14 protein-coding genes are annotated in these 14,724 nt (G+C 41.3%); 7 read left to right on the plus strand and 7 right to left on the minus strand.

The genetic code is table 11. The features are described from left to right. The 3 genes from QAI40_RS14085 to QAI40_RS14095 all read left to right on the plus strand — a co-directional run. A partial coding sequence (locus QAI40_RS14085; RefSeq protein WP_304511705.1) for a response regulator occupies nt 1-466 on the plus strand: 466 nt, incomplete at its 5' end. 18 nt (nt 467-484) lie between these two features. Continuing rightward, a complete protein-coding gene (locus tag QAI40_RS14090) occupies nt 485-2,614 on the plus strand; it encodes an ATP-binding protein (protein WP_299983100.1) in 2,130 nt (709 codons plus the stop codon). A 356-nt stretch (nt 2,615-2,970) separates the two neighbouring features. After that, complete coding sequence (locus QAI40_RS14095; RefSeq protein ID WP_299983102.1) at nt 2,971-4,653, plus strand: DUF6600 domain-containing protein; 1,683 nt, start codon at nt 2,971-2,973, stop codon at nt 4,651-4,653. A 43-nt stretch (nt 4,654-4,696) separates the two neighbouring features. Here the strand turns inward: QAI40_RS14095 and QAI40_RS14100 are convergent, their stop codons facing one another. Beyond that, complete coding sequence (locus QAI40_RS14100; RefSeq protein WP_299983104.1) at nt 4,697-5,026, minus strand: MGMT family protein; 330 nt, start codon at nt 5,024-5,026, stop codon at nt 4,697-4,699. Nucleotides 5,027-5,227: 201 nt separating this feature from the next. On the opposite strand from QAI40_RS14100, the gene asd reads away from it, so the two are divergent. Then, nucleotides 5,228-6,334, plus strand: coding sequence for an aspartate-semialdehyde dehydrogenase (asd, locus tag QAI40_RS14105; RefSeq protein ID WP_299983106.1), 1,107 nt, complete (start codon nt 5,228-5,230; stop codon nt 6,332-6,334). Nucleotides 6,335-6,338: 4 nt separating this feature from the next. On the opposite strand, the gene QAI40_RS14110 is transcribed toward asd, so the two are convergent. The 4 genes from QAI40_RS14110 to QAI40_RS14125 form a co-directional block, all read right to left on the minus strand. After that, nucleotides 6,339-7,223, minus strand: coding sequence for an amino acid ABC transporter permease (locus tag QAI40_RS14110; RefSeq protein ID WP_299983108.1), 885 nt, complete (start codon nt 7,221-7,223; stop codon nt 6,339-6,341). Beyond that, nucleotides 7,213-8,007 (minus strand): transporter substrate-binding domain-containing protein, encoded by a 795-nt coding sequence (locus QAI40_RS14115; protein ID WP_299983109.1) that lies wholly within the window; start codon nt 8,005-8,007, stop codon nt 7,213-7,215. The genes QAI40_RS14110 and QAI40_RS14115 overlap by 11 nt, the downstream gene beginning before the upstream one ends. A gap of 32 nt (nt 8,008-8,039) precedes the next feature. Then, complete coding sequence (locus QAI40_RS14120; protein ID WP_299983111.1) at nt 8,040-8,813, minus strand: amino acid ABC transporter permease; 774 nt, start codon at nt 8,811-8,813, stop codon at nt 8,040-8,042. 282 nt (nt 8,814-9,095) lie between these two features. Continuing rightward, nucleotides 9,096-9,554, minus strand: coding sequence for a hypothetical protein (locus tag QAI40_RS14125; RefSeq protein WP_299983113.1), 459 nt, complete (start codon nt 9,552-9,554; stop codon nt 9,096-9,098). Between the two features lie 327 nt (nt 9,555-9,881). Here QAI40_RS14125 and QAI40_RS14130 point away from each other — a divergent pair, with 327 nt between their 5' ends. The 3 genes from QAI40_RS14130 to QAI40_RS14140 are packed head-to-tail and all read left to right on the plus strand — an operon-like array spanning nt 9,882 to nt 13,006. Beyond that, on the plus strand, nt 9,882-10,994 hold the full coding sequence (locus QAI40_RS14130; RefSeq protein ID WP_299983115.1) for a 2-hydroxyacyl-CoA dehydratase subunit D: 1,113 nt from the start codon (nt 9,882-9,884) through the stop codon (nt 10,992-10,994). Nucleotides 10,995-11,007: 13 nt separating this feature from the next. Then, the gene (locus tag QAI40_RS14135; protein WP_304511706.1) at nt 11,008-12,237 is read left to right on the plus strand and encodes a 2-hydroxyacyl-CoA dehydratase subunit D; all 1,230 of its coding nucleotides are present in this window, start codon (nt 11,008-11,010) and stop codon (nt 12,235-12,237) included. Between the two features lies 1 nt (nt 12,238). Continuing rightward, nucleotides 12,239-13,006, plus strand: coding sequence for an acyl-CoA dehydratase activase (locus tag QAI40_RS14140; protein ID WP_299983119.1), 768 nt, complete (start codon nt 12,239-12,241; stop codon nt 13,004-13,006). A 9-nt stretch (nt 13,007-13,015) separates the two neighbouring features. Here the strand turns inward: QAI40_RS14140 and QAI40_RS14145 are convergent, their stop codons facing one another. Next, a complete protein-coding gene (locus QAI40_RS14145) occupies nt 13,016-13,702 on the minus strand; it encodes a M48 family metallopeptidase (protein ID WP_299983121.1) in 687 nt (228 codons plus the stop codon). Nucleotides 13,703-13,749: 47 nt separating this feature from the next. Continuing rightward, a complete protein-coding gene (locus QAI40_RS14150; protein WP_299983123.1) occupies nt 13,750-14,376 on the minus strand; it encodes a tetratricopeptide repeat protein in 627 nt (208 codons plus the stop codon). Between the last annotated feature and the right edge of the window lie 348 nt (nt 14,377-14,724).

Below are 14,724 nucleotides of genomic sequence, written 5' to 3' on the forward strand. Positions count from 1 at the left end.
ACCTGGCAAAGGAACGGAATTTAAAGCCTATTTTCCAATAGAAAAAAGTTCTTTTGAAAAACAGAATATCCAGACTAAAGAACCAGTCCGGGGTGGAACAGAACAAATTCTGCTGGTGGATGATGAAAATGCAATCATTGCAATAGAGAAACAGATATTAGAGCGCCTGGGGTATCAAGTTACTTCACGTACCAGCAGTCTTGAAGCCCTTGAAGCTTTTCGGGCTAACCCCGATAACTTTGATATGGTTATTACTGATCTGGCAATGCCGAACATGCCCGGAGATAAACTATCGGCTGAACTGATCAAAATACGCCCTGATATTCCCATACTGCTTTGCACCGGGTTCAGTGAAACCATGTCTGAAGAAAGGGCGGCGTCTCTGGGCATTAAGGGTTTTATATTAAAGCCTATTGTGATCAAGGATCTTGCCCGGAAGATACGTGAAGTGCTGGATGGAAATTGAAATTGAAAGGGATTTTATATGGTTGAAAAGCCCCCCTATAAAGAATTAGAAAATCGTGTTCGCCAATTGAAAAAAGAATCAGCTCAACAAAAGCGGTTTCAAAATATTAGTACCACCCTGTTTCAAATTTCCAAAGCCGTCAACACCACCAACAATCTGGACGAATTGTACGAATCGATACACAGAGCTTTGAATTCTATCATCGATACAACCAATTTTTACATCTCACTCTACGACAAGTCCAAAGACAGGATAACTTTTCCCTATTGTATTGATTCAGTGGATGAGTGTTATCCACCTCAAATCGAAATCAGCAAAACAGAATCATTAACAGGCAAAGTCATACAAACGGGTCAGCCTCTTTTAATTACCAAAGATGAAAGACTCAAGCAGCGAGCTGAAAGTCGAAAAAAGGAGCCCGCATGTACACCATCGGAAGTCTGGCTTGGAGTACCGTTGAAAACTCAAGACGGTATTATCGGGGCAATGGCGGTCCAAAGCTATAGTGATCAAAATTGTTATGATCAAACTGACATGGAAGTAATGCTTTCGGTTGCAGATCAAATTGCAGTTGCGATTGAACTCAAGCGGGCTGAAGATGCATTACGGAAAAGTGAGAAAAAACACAGGCATCTTTTCAAGAATGCTCCATCAGGAATTTACGAGATCGATTTTGAAAAGGTCAGATTCCTTAATGTGAATGAGCTTATGTGCAAACATTCTGGCTACTCAGAAGAAGAATTTTTATCCATGAATCCCCTGGATCTTTTAACGGAAGAAAGTAAAAAATTATATATTGAAAGACTTGGAAAACTGTCTACAGGAGAAAAGCTTTCTGACAACATTGAATACAACATTCTTAAAAAAAATGGGCAGAAATTAAGTGTCCTTTTAAGCAATGATTTTATTTATAAAAATGGAAAATTGACGGGGGCAAGGGTTGTTGCCCATGACATTACCGAACTGAAACAGGCCCAGGAAGAAAAGATAAATGCTCAGAAAATTGCAGGTGAACATGAAAAACTGGCATTGGTTGGACAGGTAGCAGGAAAAATGGCCCATGATTTTAATAATATTTTAAGTGTTATAATGGGCAATTCAGAACTCGCACTTTTTGACTGTAAGGAGACAGAAACAAGAAAGACACTGAAATTAATATTTGAACAGACCCTGCGAGGAAAAAATTTAACAAAAAATCTGATTACCTTTGCCATGGAACAGGAACCCAAACAGGAGTTTTTGAGGATTAATGAGAAAATCAATTTTGTTCTAAATCTGTTGGAAAAAGACCTGGAGGGAATTGAAGTTATCAAGGAAGATAAATCAGATGTTCCAGATCTGCTTGCTGATTCGGGGATGCTTGAACATGCCGTTTTAAATTTTCTGCAAAACTCAATTCATGCCACAAGTATGAATGAACACCCCAGGATAATTATTCGTACATATTGTTTAAACGAAAATATCTGTTTTGAAATTGAGGATAACGGGTGTGGAATTTCCAAAGAACATTTTGAGAAGATTTATGAACCTTCTTTTACTCTGAAAGGAAGCCGTGATGTAACAGGTTCATATAAACCCGGCATTAGGGGAACCGGTTATGGGCTGTCCAATATAAAAAAATATATTGATCAGCATAAGGGCACAATTTCTATTGAATCAGAATTAGGATCAGGGACTAAATTTACAATCTGTCTGCCTGTCATTAAAAAAGAATTGACAATTGACGAGAAAACACAAATCCAAAAAGAAACAACACATTTTAAAAAACGTATTCTTCTTGTAGAGGATGAACAGGCGTTATCAGATATTCTCTACAGAATATTAACGCAAGAGCCCTGCAGCCACAAGGTTGATATCGCTCCTAATGGACAGGTAGCAATGGATTTGTTTGACCGGAATGAATATGATTTTGTCAGCCTGGATTATATTCTTCCAGGAAAGATTAATGGTATGGACGTATATAATCATATAAGAGAAAAAAACAAAAATATTCCAATACTGTTTGTCTCCGGCAATATAGAGTTTTTAGAGTCCATAAAAGACTTGAAACAAAATGATGCCAATATTGAGCATCTGTCAAAGCCCTGCCAGAACAAAGATTATGTGAAAAGCATAAATGAGTTGCTGGAAAGAAAAATTGGTACATAAGAATAATGCCTATCGTCCTTAGGTTTTCAGAAATTACTGAGTTGCGGGAATATTCTTCTGAAAATTATTGATAAATTTGAGGCGCTATAGTTTTTGGCAAGTTATGTGGTCAATTTTGTTTATTACAATTTTTCCCGCCGTCCATGGGTAGTTTATATACATCTGGATACATCGTCCTGAGTAAAAAGTACACAATATCACAGATTCAATATCACCGCTTCTTTTGCATAATTTTAAATATATCCTGTAAATTCAATCTATTAAAAGATATTCTTCTTTTTGGCACAGCCTTTGCTCTATATGTTTCAATAAAGGATCAAAACGACCAATTAATAAACTAAAAATTGGAGATTATTATGAAAAAAATAATTTGCTTGATAACACTGTTTGTTTTATTTACTTCTGCGGTAGTTTTTTCCGAAGATGCTGCATTTGTCGGGCGTATTACCCGGATCGAAGGTAATGAACTGCTTCGATATGTTGAAGAAAAACAGGATTGGGTTTCCCTGATTGAAGATTCACCATTCGGGGTTAATGATCTTTTATCTTCCTCTGAAAAGACCAGGGTGGAAATAATTATTCCGAATTACACTCTTTTAAGAATGAGGGAAAATACACAAGTGCAGGTTGAAAGACTTGGCGCCAATATTACTTCTATACACTTGTTATCCGGCACGGCACGTTTTCAGAGTTCCGACTTTCAGACCGAGATTGAAGTTATTACTCCATTCGGAACCGCCCACTCTTCAGATAAAGTTATCTTCGACGTTACAGTTGGAGAAAATTCTGCGGAATTTATCGCTCTGAAGGGTCGTTTGGACTTTGTTCATAATTATGGCGATGCTAATGCTAAATACGAAGTCTTAGCTGGCTCATCAGCATTGATCGCGGATGATATTGAAATATCGACATCTGAACCATTGTTAAATGTCAACTGGAACAACTGGAATTACATGAGGGAGAATATCTGGCAATCCCGTTTGAGCAGTCAAGAGTCTCGAAAATACCTGCCAAATAATATCGCCTATGAAGCCTATGCGCTTGATAAAAACGGAATTTGGGAAAACGTCTATTATAGAAACAAGCACCATCGGTTTTGGCGCCCCACAGCGGTAGCCGTTGGTTGGTCGCCCTACTCAATCGGCCGTTGGACACTTTGGAATGGAGACCAGTGCTGGATCCCGGCGGAACCTTTTGGGTATGTTACTCACCACTACGGGAGCTGGCTTTTTACAAGTGGGCATTGGTATTGGACACCCCCGATTGTAAGCATTAGCGCATCTATTGTTGGCATCAGCTTTGGCTGGTACCCCGGTCGGGTTTCCTGGGTCAGCAGTGGTATCTATATCGGATGGTATCCATTGGCCTGGTATGAAAGGTATTATAGTCACCGCCACTGGGGCCGTTACAGTCACCGATTTCCCAAACAGCCTAAATACAATCTTCATCAATCACACGTTAACTACGCTCACGCGATTATTGTTGCCAGTGATCAGCTTTACCGTCACAGGGATTATCGTAAAGTTCGATTGCGTAATATTCAGAGAGACCAAATTAAGGCGGAATACCGTTCTGTTGGCAGGATACACGATATCAGAAAGATAAAAGAGGACCGTGGACGCCATCTTTTTTCTAACAGTCCTACCCGCATTCGATCCCCTTACTCGGTATTGGAAAAAGCTAAAATACAGCAACAGCCAAAAGGAATTGCTGATGCTAAAACAAGAGACTTAAAAAAAAGGTCGCTGGTAAAACGGGCGCATATTTCACAGCCGATTATTCCTCCACGGATGGACCAGGAGAAAAAAAAGCGTAGGCAACCCATAAAAATTCAGAAAGCCCGATCGCCACAACCCAGGAAAATCCAGAAAGCTCAGGCACCACAACCAAGAAAAATCCAGAAAGCTCAGTTAACACAACCAAGGAAAATTCAAAAAGCACGGATAATGCAACAAAGAGAATCCATAAACCACGGCCAGGAAAAACAAAAAAGCGGCAGGAAAGAATACCGTTTAACAACCAAAAATAAAAAATCTTGAACAGGCAATAAAGGCACGGCAGTCATTTTGACAAAAGTTTATATTAGGGTCTTTTCATTGAAACAGAGGCGTTCCATAAATAACACTTAAGATTAATGGTATCCGGTTTGGAAAATTTAATGTCCTCTGATTCAAGAAGCGCCTTTTGAAGCTCATATCCATGGGACGGTTTTAAGGATATTTTCCCTTTTGAGTTGACAACACGGTGCCAGGGCAGATCATGTTTTTTTGACATTGAATGAAGAAGCCTTGAAATCTGCCGGGCACCGTTCGGTTTTCCGGCAAGAGCGGCTACTCTGCCATAGGTCATAACCTTGCCTTCCGGGATATTCTTAATGACACGAAGCGCCTTTTGAGTAAATGGTGTCAACATGTTTCTCACATTGCCATATTTACCATTTTTTTACAATTTTTAACGACTTTATATGCCCGGTTTTAAATTAATTGAGCATACTTTTTTTTTCAAACACTGGCATCTTTTTAAAAAAAAGAGTATGAATCTTGTTTTAACTTGAACTTTATTTAAAAATCATCAATCAGTTTTGCCAAGTTTGGATTGAGAAAGGAGAGGACAATGAAAAAAGTTGGAATTGTGGGTTGGCGGGGAATGGTTGGCTCTGTGCTCATGGAAAGAATGATAAAGGAAAATGATTTCAACCGGTTTACCCCTCTTTTTTTCACAACATCCCAGGTTGGCCGGAAAGGTCCTGATGTTGGCATTGAGACGCCGCCACTGGTCGATGCATATGATATAGACAGTCTGCTGGACATGGATATTATCCTCTCCTGCCAGGGGGGATCATACACAGAATCTGTCCGCCCCAAACTTGCTGAAAAAAACTGGAACGGTTATTGGATTGATGCGGCATCTACCTTGAGGATGGATGATAAAAGCATTATTGTCCTTGACCCTGTAAACCGCAAGGTCATTGACGATGCCTTATCCGATGGCATTAAAAATTATATCGGCGGCAATTGTACCGTATCCCTGATGATGATGGCCCTTGGCGGGTTGTTTGAAAATGATTTGATAGAATGGCTGACCTCCATGACATACCAGGCGGCTTCCGGAGCCGGTGCCAAAAACATGGAAGAGCTTGTGACCCAGATGCAGACCATTGGCAAAATGGCCGCCACTGTTCTTGAAAACCCGGCATCTGCTATCCTGGATCTGGATAAGAATGTCATTAACACCATGAGATCAGATACTCTTCCTGTTCAAAACTGGGCAGTTCCTCTGGCAGCGAGCCTGATTCCCTGGATTGACCGGGCAATGGATAATGGTCAGACAAGGGAAGAATGGAAGGGATTTGTTGAAACCAATAAAATTATCGGACGGTCGGACAATCCAATTCCCATTGATGGCCAATGTGTCAGAGTCGGTTCCATGAGATGCCACAGCCAGGCCTTTACCATCAAGTTAAAAAAAGATGTCCCGCTCAATGAAATTGAAGCCATGCTGGCTGAGAATAATTCCTGGGTTAAAGTGGTTCCCAATTTAAAGGAAGACACTATCAGAGACCTGACACCTGCTGCGGTAACCGGGACATTGACTATTCCTGTGGGACGTATCAGGAAGATGAATCTTGGCAACGATTATCTCACTGCTTTTTCAGTTGGGGATCAATTGCTCTGGGGTGCGGCCGAACCGCTTCGCCGGATTTTGAATATCATTCTTTAAGCAGTTATTGCTTTAAGGCATATTTCTTTTCAAGAAAAGCAACTGATCTTGAAAGTGGAAAGGTCAGGGTAAAATAAAGAAATGTGATCGTGATCCAGATTTCAAACGTCAGAAAGGTGGTCGACATCAGTTCCATCCCCTGAAAGGTCAGTTCCTGGATTGAAATAACAGAGACTATGGCTGAGTCTTTTATGGTGGATATGAACTGTCCTGCAAGGGGAAATGCTACCCTTCTGAAGGTCTGAGGCAGAATTACAAGTAAAAATGTCTTTTGCCTGGACAAGCCGATGGACCAGGAGGCCTCCCATTGACTATCCGGTATGGAGATGATTCCTCCACGGACAATCTCCGATACATAAGCCCCCTCGTAAATTCCAAGGGCAACAACAGCAGAGAGAAAGGAATTAATCTGACCGGGCCCTGAAAATAAAAAGCCGACTATCTGCTGAACCGTCTGGGAGCTGCTTCTTAACCATTTGTCCAGATAGAGTGCATCCAAGAACTGGCTGGATACAAAATAATAAAAAATTATGACCAGCACAAGGGAGGGGATATTCCGAATGGTTTCCACATAGGTTCTGCTGACAAATCGTTGTTCAAACGATCCTTTTGCCCCCATGACACCGGATATGGTCCCCAATAAAAACCCCAGAAGTGTTGCCCAGAAACTGAGTTTAACCGTTGTGGCAAACCCCTTGACAAGGATATTGGCTTTCAATTTTCCAGTGGCAGCATCCAAAAAAAAGAAATAAGACGGCATCGCATCCCATCTCCATTTATAGTCAAGAGCACTGCTCATCCTTGAAAAAAACAAAAATATTGCAGCAATAATAAAAGTAATCACTGCTATATCAATGATGGTAAATTTTAGGGATTTCTTATTTAACAAGGTCTTCCCATTTTTTGGATTCAAACCAATATGCTTTTTTATCTTTTAAAAACCCCTGGGCATGCATATTCAAAACCCAGTTATTAAGATAATTCAATGCATCGTGGTCCCCTTTTCTGATGGCAAACCCGATGGGTTCTTTGGTAAAATTTTCTTTAAAGGGAATAAATAATTTATCCGGGTACTTTAGTGCATGGAATACCGGCATGGGAGCAGAAGAAACAACGGCATGGACCCGGCCCAGATTTAACTCCTGAAGTGCCTGACTCTCGTTCTCAAACAGCTTTAAACTAGCATTGGGCATATATTTTCTTGCTGCCTGTTCTGCTGTAGTCCCGAGTCTTAAGGCAATGCTGACCTCTTTTTTATTAAAATCCGCCAGGGACGAAAAGCCTTTTGCTTTTGATTTGTGGGCAACCATTGACATACCCGAGTAATCATAGGGGATGGTAAAATTTACTTTTAAATTTCGCTTGGGGGTAATTCCCATACCCCCAATGATCACATCAAACTTACCGGTTAGAAGGGCCGGAATAATCCCTGACCATGCTGTGGGAACGAACTCAATTTTAACGCCCATATCCCGGGCCAGTTTTTTAGCCACATCTATTTCAAACCCTACGAGATTGCCCTGCTTATCTTTCATGGCCCAGGGGACAAAGGTGGACATCCCCACCCGGATAACTCCCTGTTTCTGAATTTTTTCAATAATACTCTCCCGGGCAAATGAAACGCCACCCAAAACCAATAAAAATAGAATACTTAAACATAGAATCTTTTTCATTTTTATCTCCTTATGGAATTTTTTATTCAACATTATTGGTTGATAAATTTAAGTTGGTTTTCAAAACGTCTGATTATAAAAGAAAGACTGGCTGTAATGACCAGGTAACATAATGCCACAACAAACCAGATTTCAAAAGTTAAAAATGTTTCGGAAACAATCCTTTGCCCCTGCATGGTCAGGTCATAGATGGAAATCGTACTGACCAGAGCCGAATCTTTTATTAATGACACGCTTTGGCCGGCAAGCATGGGAAGGGTTTGTCTCAGCATCTGGGGGATAATCACCTTGATGTAAGTACCGGGAACAGACAGTCCAATGCTTTGGGCGGCTTCATACTGGCCTTTTGGAATGTTGATAATGCCGGAACGAATAATCTCTGAAGAATAAGCCCCTTCAAAAAGGGTTAAAGCAATGACGGCGGAAAAAAATGCCGAGATATTAAAAACCGGCGAAATCACAAAATAGATTAAAAATATCTGAATCAAAAGCGGCGTATTTCGGATGGTTTCCACATAGAGCCATGATACTGATTTAAGCACAGGCGAAGAGGACAGCCTTGCAAAGGCAGACAAAAAACCAATAATAAAAGAAAGCACAAGGCTGATAGAAGAAATTTTAAGGGTGATTAAAAGCCCTTCAAGCAGCAGGCCCCTTGTAAATTCTCCATTTTCAAAGACAAACAAAAAAGGTTTTACCCGATACCACTGCCAATTATATTCAAGATTTCGATATCCGATAACAAAGATAAGAAAAATGAAAAAAATGAATATAAAGGGTTTGACACCCTTTTTCGCACGACGCATGACTTGACCTTTTGTCTTTTTAATAAAGGCAAAAGATAGCATGAAATGGAAAAACCCGCCACCTCTAATCCTGAACCAAATCAATAGCAGTTTTATTGGAGGTTATAGTTGTGGCTTCATCACCAGCCCAGACAACAGCCTCTGTTCCGGCAGGGCAAAGGCAATGCTTTGGCCTAAACCGCCGGATATCCATGTCCGGTGAAGAGGTGAAATAGCCGCTCTAAGACGTCGTGCCTCCGTAAAAAAATAATTATTCAGGCATTGCAGGCATTGTTCTCTCTATCAGCCTTTGTTTTTACCTTTTTTTTTACTGTTGGTTTCACCTTTGTTTTTTCTTTTCTTTTTCTTTTTATCATTGTCAGCGTAAAAATCGTTGCCAAGCTTCAGGCTATGGAATTCTTTTGATCCAGTTTTTATGCCAAGACTCTTCGCAAGGACTCCCCAACCTTTGTTCTTTTTGGATTTGTATTTCTCCATAACGTAATCAGCGGGTTTCCCTGACATTTCTCCAAAACGGCATGCCATATAGGCATCCGATGGTTTTTCAATATTGCTGAGTACAGTTTTGATCTGTGCATCGCCTATATTAAACCGAGTAACAAGCCTTGCCCTGAATCCTGATGGATCGGCTTCAGCTCTGATGTTAAAATCTCTCATCCAATCAAAATCACCTGCTGTCGCTACAGCTGAAAAAAACAGCAACACCACAGGAATCATGAACAACATTTTCAGTGATTTCATTAAATACTCCTATTGATTATTAATTTTATGCCTCAACAGCAACCACTCAACTTGCTAAATAGCATTTAAATAAAAATCATAATATTATATATTGTGATGCGAGGCAAATTATTTTTCATATCAGACTCTCAACTATTAGGAGAAGGCAAAATCAAATTGATCAAGACTCCATCTGGCTTGATTGGAGACTTGAAAATATTTTTGTTCAAAGCCTGAAAGGCAGGGAAAAAGCCTATGGGACATTAGTCTTGTGTCTGTTGACATGTCGAGCGGTGTTCGATATAAAAATCGACAAACAAAAAGGTGAACACACTGGAGATAATTAATATGAAAGAAATTAAGGTTTTTCATAACGCCATAAAAGATGTGCCAGCCATTGCGTCCAAAATCAAAGAAAATCAGAAGAAAATTATCGGAACCCTATGTTCCTATGCACCGGAGGAATTGATATATGCGGCAGGATTTCATCCCATGCGCCTGTTTTCTTCAAAATCAGATATTGTGCTGGCAGAACAACATCTTCAGGCCTATTGCTGTTCCCTGGTCCGGGGCGTGCTTGAGGACAGCCTTTCAGGACAGCTTGATTTCCTTTATGGAACCGTGTTTCCCCATACCTGTGATTCCATTCAGCGCCTGAGTGACATCTGGCGCATGAATGGGAGATATGAATTTTTTGCAGATGTGGTCCTGCCAGCCAAAGTGAATACACAGAGTGCAAGAACCTATATGGTTGATGTGCTGACCAAGTTTAAAAAAGACCTTGAGACAGCTGCCGGAAGAGAAATCACTGACACAGATCTTCGGGACTCCATTAAAAAATTTAATCTCATCAGAAAAAATCTGTCAAAAATCTATGCCCTTCAATCCAAAAAGCCCGGGATAATAAAAGGCGCTGATCTCTATGCCATTGTCAAAGGGTCCATGGTGATGGACAGAGATGAGGTGGCTGATCTTTTGCCCGCCATTGTGGCCAATCTTGAAAAAATGGATGCCCCTGAAAAATGTGGTAAACGAATCGTTGTTTCCGGTTCGATCTGTGATTCTCCTGATATTTATACAGCCATTGAAGCGGCCGGAGGCGTTATTGTGGGAGACGATCTTTGCACAGGCCAGCGATGGTTTGAAGGTGAAGTCCTGAATGATGGAAATCCCGTAAATGCCATTGCCACCCGATATATGGACCGCATCATCTGTCCTGCAAAACATTCTTCGCCCACTGCCCGTGGTGAGAACATGATTTCACTCGCAAGGAAGAACAGGGCCGATGGAGTCATTTTCATGCTGCTCAAATTCTGTGATCCCCATGCATTTGATTATCCCTATTTAAAAGAATTCCTTGAAAAAGAAGGCATAAAAAACCTTCTTATTGAAATGGATGACCAGCAGCAAAACCTCGGGCAGTTGTCCACCCGTTTTGAAACCTTTATTCATTACATTTAAAAGGACCTGCCATATGTCAGACAAGCTTGCAGAAAAAATAAAAATAAAATCCGCAAAAAGAATGCGGGATATCATGACCACCTATTATCTGGATGCCATGACTGCGGGACAGAACAACAAACAGGTTGCCTGGATCACTTCCGGAGGTCCTGTAGAACCTCTGGTGGCAATGGATATCATCCCCATTTATCCTGAAAACCATGGTGCCATGATCGGAGCATCCAAAATGGGAGAAGATCTATGCATAAAAGCTGAAAATATGGGCTACAGCTCTGATCTGTGTTCCTATGCAAGGACGGATATCTCATGCTCGGTTGTCAAAGGCGGACCCATCGGGGGATTGCCGAAACCAGACATGCTGATCTGCTGCAATAATATCTGCGGCACTGTGCTAAAATGGTATGAAGTCCAGGCAAGGTTCTATAATGTGCCTTTGTTTATTCTGGATACTCCCATCTGCCATACCCGATATTCCTCTGAAATCGCCAGGTATGTCCGGGCTCAGATTGATGAATATATTGTCTTTCTTGAAACAATCACAAAAAGAAAATTTGATTATGACAAAATGGCACGGGTCGGCAAACTTGCCTATGAGAGCCAACTGCTCTGGCAGAAAGTCCTCAATACCACCGCCCACAAGCCATCGCCCATGTCTGCCTTTGATGCATTCTTTTTCCTTGCCCTGATTGTCACATTGCGGGGTACTCAAATCGCCGTTGATTTTTATAAAGACCTGTTAGAGGAAATGGAGCAGCGTATCAAAGATGGCATCAGCATGGTTCCCGATGAAAAATACAGACTTTTATGGGATAACCTGCCCGTGTGGTATCGGCTCAAATGGCTGTCCCAAAAATTCTCTGATCACAATGCCTGTCTTGTGGCAGACACCTATACATCTGCCTGGTGTGGTGCCATAAAATATACTGATGAAAATCATTTTCTGGATTCCATGGCCGAAGCCTACACCAGGATCTATCTGAACATCGGCGTTGACCAAATGGCAGACCAGGTGCTTGACATGATTAAATTTTATGATGCTGATGGCTTTTTAATGCATTCAAACCGCTCCTGCAAGCCCTACTCTTTTGGACAAATGGATATTATGAAAATCGTCCGGGAAAAGGCAGATATTCCGGTTCTCATGATAGAAGCCGACATGGTGGATCCCAGAAGCTTCTCACAATCCCAGGTGGAAACCCGTATTGATGCATTTATGGAAATCATAAAACAAAGGAGCAGTTGATATGATTTATGCAGGCATCGATATCGGTTCCAGCACAGCCAAGGCAGCCTTGATAAAAGACAACCGACTTTTGGCCACCCATGTCATACCGACCGGGTATAATCCCTTAAACGCAGGGATCGCAGTTTTTGAAGCACTTTTAGAAAAAGTGACAATTTCAAAAACAGATATAGCAGCCATTGTTTCCACAGGCTATGGCCGGGCCAGCATAAATTTTGCAGACAAGGCCATGACGGAAATCATCTGTCATGGAACCGGTACGCATTTTATGAATCCCGATATACGGGGAATAATTGATGTCGGCGGACAGGACAGTAAGTCCATTCTTCTGGATAAAAACGGCCAGGTTGAAAACTTTGCCATGAATGACAAATGCGCGGCAGGCACAGGACGCTTTATTGAAGTCATGGCCAATGCCCTGGAAGTGAGATTAGATCAGTTGGGCGACTTCAGTCTCAGGGCAGACAAGGCATCAAAAATCAGCAGCATCTGCACGGTGTTTGCAGAATCAGAAGTCATTTCCATGATCGCAGGGTTGCAGAAAAGGGAAAACATTATCGCCGGCATTCATGAATCTGCCGCCGCCCGTGTTGCCATCCTTGCCTTTAAAGTTAAAATCAAAGAACCGGTAATGATGACCGGTGGTGTGGCAAAAAACAAAGGCATGGTAGCAGCCCTTGAAAAGCGTCTTGGATTTAAACTCATTGTGGGAGATTTTGCCCAGGAGAATGGTGCCATTGGTGCTGCCGTACTGGCATCAAGACTGTAAGCGGCATTTTTACAGGCTGATTCGATCCAGTTCTTTTTTAAGCTTTCTCCAATCCGGTATGAACTGATCCATAAATCCCTTGAACCGGGCATTATGCCTTCTTTCCAGCAAGTGAACCATTTCATGAACAATCACATACTCAAGAAAGGGTTCAACCAGATTGATAAGGGCCATATTCAGCCAGATTCGTCTATCATTGATATTACAACTCCCCCAGCGTGTTTTCATTTTCCTGACACCGAATTCATTGACAATCACACCCATAACCGGCTGCCACTTTGCAACAACCTTTCCAATGGATCGTTTTAATTCTTTTCGATACCAGGCAACAATGATTTTTTCCCGCTCATAAACATCACTCCCGGGTTTCACAAGAAGGTTAATGCGGTTATCAGCGGTTATAAAAACCTCTGACCGTGTATTCTGATGATTCACATAAAGGGGATAGACTTTCCCCTTAAACAGGAGTGTTTCTCCTGTGGTATATGTTCTTGCCATATCAGGTTTTGCGGCCGCGGCCTTTTTGACCTGTTTATTGAGCCAGTCTGATTTTGAAAGAATTGCTTTGTTCAGGGTTCCAGAATCAAGATGAATGGGTGCGGAAACAATTATTTTTTCTTTTGACGGGTAGACCCTGAAATAGACATGTTTAATCTTTTTTTTTACAATTTCAAATGAATAGTTGCCAAAGTTCAACGACTCTGCTGTTAATTTCCTGATCTTTTTTTTCCTTACCGGGATATCTATTTTTGTTTTTTCATTCTCTGAACCAGGGCATCAACTGATTCCCCGTTGGGAGCCATGGCCATGGGATTTTGCTCAACAAGCTCTTCCCATGCCCTTATACCGCCAGGGGCATCGTTCAAGTCGTGCAACAGCACAATCCCCTTATTAAACCTCGCAGTTTCGAAAGAAGGATCGATCGAAAGGGCTCTATCAAATGCTTCAATGGCCTTTCGGGGCTGTTTATTCCTTCGATACATCACCCCCATGTCAGTGATGACCCCTGTCTTACCAGGTTCTATTGCCAAAGATTTTTCATATGCTTCAATGGCATTTACAAATTGATCTGAATCAAAGAAAAGGTGACCCAGCTGGGCCAGGGCTTCTGCATCTTTGGGGTTTGTTGCCAAATATTGTTCCAATTGTAAAATCCGTGAAGCAAACTCTGCTGAATTATCCTGTTGCCCCCCTGCCTGGGTATTAGCCGCAGTAACATTCCCCTGCCCCACCTTTGTATCCGTGGCAAGTTTAAATGAAGAATATACGGTTCCGCCGATAAAACCGATACACAAAGACAGCAGAACCGCGCCGATCAGAGTCTGCTTTTTTACATAATCTTTATTTGCCGTTTCTTTATCTTTCACCATAATAAAATCCTTTTTTTAATGATTATAGTCCTTACCATATTCAACTCAAAGGACACAAGCATTTCAAAAGAATCCAGTCAATATCGACAGACAGGTCGCAGATTTAAAACTGTTTAAGAATGGATGATCGCATGTTTGCAACCCTGCAAAACAAAAAGAGACTTTTAAAAATCATAACCCGCTAATTTTATAACTATTTTTAAAAACATTGAACAACGCATTTTTTGGCATGCATTGTGCTCTTTCTATTAGGGATTTGGAATTCGGTTTTAAAAATAAATATTCTATATCAAGGAGAGATTTAAAAATGGAAAAAGTAGCGGTTGTAGGATGCGGTTCTTATATGGA

Origin of the sequence: Desulfobacula sp., from assembly GCF_030611305.1 — a bacterium.
Classification (GTDB): Bacteria; Desulfobacterota; Desulfobacteria; order Desulfobacterales; family Desulfobacteraceae; genus Desulfobacula.

What these genes read in the sequence shown, in the direction of transcription:
- asd (WP_299983106.1), top strand. Translation starts at nt 5,228, where the DNA reads ATGAAAAAAGTTGGAATTGTGGGTTGGCGGGGAATGGTTGGCTCTGTG.
- QAI40_RS14095 (WP_299983102.1), top strand. Translation starts at nt 2,971, where the DNA reads ATGAAAAAAATAATTTGCTTGATAACACTGTTTGTTTTATTTACTTCT.
- QAI40_RS14090 (WP_299983100.1), top strand. Translation starts at nt 485, where the DNA reads ATGGTTGAAAAGCCCCCCTATAAAGAATTAGAAAATCGTGTTCGCCAA.
- QAI40_RS14125 (WP_299983113.1), bottom strand. Translation starts at nt 9,554, where the DNA reads ATGAAATCACTGAAAATGTTGTTCATGATTCCTGTGGTGTTGCTGTTT.
- QAI40_RS14120 (WP_299983111.1), bottom strand. Translation starts at nt 8,813, where the DNA reads ATGCGTCGTGCGAAAAAGGGTGTCAAACCCTTTATATTCATTTTTTTC.
- QAI40_RS14135 (WP_304511706.1), top strand. Translation starts at nt 11,008, where the DNA reads ATGTCAGACAAGCTTGCAGAAAAAATAAAAATAAAATCCGCAAAAAGA.
- QAI40_RS14115 (WP_299983109.1), bottom strand. Translation starts at nt 8,007, where the DNA reads ATGAAAAAGATTCTATGTTTAAGTATTCTATTTTTATTGGTTTTGGGT.
- QAI40_RS14140 (WP_299983119.1), top strand. Translation starts at nt 12,239, where the DNA reads ATGATTTATGCAGGCATCGATATCGGTTCCAGCACAGCCAAGGCAGCC.
- QAI40_RS14130 (WP_299983115.1), top strand. Translation starts at nt 9,882, where the DNA reads ATGAAAGAAATTAAGGTTTTTCATAACGCCATAAAAGATGTGCCAGCC.
- QAI40_RS14150 (WP_299983123.1), bottom strand. Translation starts at nt 14,376, where the DNA reads ATGGTGAAAGATAAAGAAACGGCAAATAAAGATTATGTAAAAAAGCAG.
- QAI40_RS14100 (WP_299983104.1), bottom strand. Translation starts at nt 5,026, where the DNA reads ATGTTGACACCATTTACTCAAAAGGCGCTTCGTGTCATTAAGAATATC.